The organism is Mesorhizobium sp. M7A.F.Ca.ET.027.03.2.1 (assembly GCF_003999175.1).
Classification (GTDB): domain Bacteria; phylum Pseudomonadota; class Alphaproteobacteria; order Rhizobiales; family Rhizobiaceae; genus Mesorhizobium.
In genome coordinates this window covers 1-978 of sequence record NZ_RZOM01001541.1, presented here as the reverse complement: position 1 = coordinate 978, position 978 = coordinate 1, and the positions used below count along the sequence as shown (strand labels likewise).

The following is a 978-nucleotide window of genomic DNA, read 5'->3' as shown; positions in this document are numbered from 1 at the left end:
GGCAAATCTCCAAGAAGATCGGCGACAGGCATTTCTGGCGTATTCCCGTTATGGATGGCGAGTTCCTGTGCGAAGCGACGACCGGACTGACGAAGGAAGCTGTCGGTGGCGGCAATTTCTTTGTCATGGCGCAAAACAGCGCCAACGCTTTGGCCGCTGCCGAGGCCGCGGTCGCTGCGATCGGCATGGTGCCTGGCGCCATCGTGCCGTTTCCGGGCGGCATTGCCCGTTCGGGTTCCAAGATAGGTGGCAAATACAAAGGCATGATCGCTTCGGCCAACGAAGCCTACGCGCCAACGCTGCGCGGCGTCGTCGCGAGTGAGCTCGGTCCCGACATCAACGCCGTCCTGGAAATCGTCATCGATGGTGAAACCAATGATGCAGTTGCCGCCGCGATGAAGGCAGGCATCAAGGCTGTCATAGAACTCGGCCCGAAAAGAGGCGCGGTTCGGATCAGCGCCGGCAATTACGGCGGCAAGCTCGGGAAATTCATCTACTCGCTGAAGGATATGCTGCCATGAAGGCGCTGACCTTCACCCTGGTTGACGAGCCGCCGGAGCGCCTTGACCTGTCGCTGCTGACGCCGGAGCGGCTGGCCGGGATCGAAAGGCGCGACGTCGAAAGAATCCAGATCGGCATGTCGAAGCACGGATCGAAGGTGGGCGACATTTTTCGCGTCGCCGGCAGCGATCCGACAAGCATCGTGTTCGAAGGCGGAAGCACGCGCCTTGACCTTGTGGCGCAAGGCATGCGGACCGGGTCGGTTCGCCTCGTTGGCAATGCCGGCGCCCAGGCCGGGCGCGCCATGCGCGGTGGGGAGCTCACGATCGAAGGCAATGCGGGTCCATACGCCGGCTCCGGCATGCGTGGGGGCAGGCTTGAGATAACAGGCAATGCCGGCGACCACCTCGGTGCGCCGCTCGTCGGGGAACTGGCCGGCATGAACGGCGGTGTGTTGATCGTCAGGGGCAAGGCGGG

1 protein-coding gene and 1 pseudogene are annotated in these 978 nt (G+C 63.1%); both read left to right on the top strand.

Annotated elements, in window-relative coordinates; genetic code table 11:
• Positions 1–521: pseudogene (locus EN750_RS36295) on the top strand (formylmethanofuran--tetrahydromethanopterin N-formyltransferase); the annotation flags it as partial.
• The coding region (locus tag EN750_RS36290) for a formylmethanofuran dehydrogenase subunit C (protein ID WP_127399414.1) at positions 518–978 on the top strand (461 nt) is incomplete at its 3' end. The pseudogene EN750_RS36295 and the gene EN750_RS36290, both read left to right, overlap by 4 nt.